The sequence below is a fragment of the Oleiphilus sp. HI0080 genome (assembly GCF_001635135.1).
The window spans coordinates 1-1,004 of sequence record NZ_LWFU01001109.1 but is presented as its reverse complement, the minus strand read 5'-3'; the positions used below and the strand labels follow the sequence as shown (position 1 = coordinate 1,004).

Annotated in this window: 1 protein-coding gene; it reads left to right on the top strand. The window is 47.5% G+C overall.

Annotation, left to right across the window (positions count from 1 at the left end; genetic code table 11):
* Positions 1-221: 221 nt before the first annotated feature.
* Positions 222-1,004: dynamin family protein (locus A3751_RS20185; protein ID WP_197466558.1), on the top strand; the 783-nt coding region annotated here is incomplete at its 3' end.

Genomic DNA, 1,004 nt, shown 5'->3' with positions numbered 1-1,004 from the left:
AGACCTTTCACCCATCCTCGTTTTTCTTGTTTTGCAGGTGCTGGGCATCGTCTTGAATGGCCTAAGCCAGCAATTTGGTATGTCTTTTTCTCTGCTTTAGTGTTCTAGATCTCTTAACCGACCTGATCTGCTACACAATTTCACGTATGCGCCGTGGGAATTTCGCAAAGCTATCTATACTCAAGTAATCAGTAGTAGATAGGTAGTAGGCTGAAATGGTCATGGCTCATAACGCTAGTTCGCTCGACAAAATAGACAGTTTCCACAATTGGAAGCATGGTTTACTTGAGCAGATAGACGCGTATCGGCATTGGTTGTCTGAAACTCAGATGGCGTCAGAGGATATGCTGAATCGCTTAGTAAGGGCGAGTGAAGCACTCCAGAAAGATGAGTTGACGATTGCCTTTGTTGGCGAATTTTCGCGTGGCAAAACAGAGCTGATCAACGCCTTGCTACTTTCAGATTTTCAACAGCGTATTTTGCCCTCGAAAGCAGGACGCACAACGATGTGTCCGACCGAGCTGTTTTATGATCGGGTCCGAGACACGTCTTACCTAAGACTCCTGCCAATCGAAAGTCGACGTTTGAACCTAACCATTTCTGAGATGAAAGAGAAAGTGGATCTCTGGAATGAATTCTCAATTGAAAATGACCATCCTGAAACGATGGCCGCGGTCTTGCAAAAAGTCGCGGAGGTCGTTTCCGTTGAAGAAAGTGAGGCAAGAGCGCTTGGTTTCAGCGGAAGCTCTCTTGAGCGCGATCCTGTGAATCCGGAGAAGGTGCTTATTCCTCGATGGCGACATGCCGAGCTTAGTTTTAAACATCCCTTGCTTGAGCAGGGTCTGCGCATACTTGATACGCCCGGATTGAACGCATTGGGCTCAGAGCCCGAACTCACAGTAAGCATGATTCCAAACGCTCAGGCAGTGGTATTTATGCTTTCTGCCGACGCAGGTGTGACGGCCAGTGATATGCAGATGTGGACCGATCACATTGCAAAAACG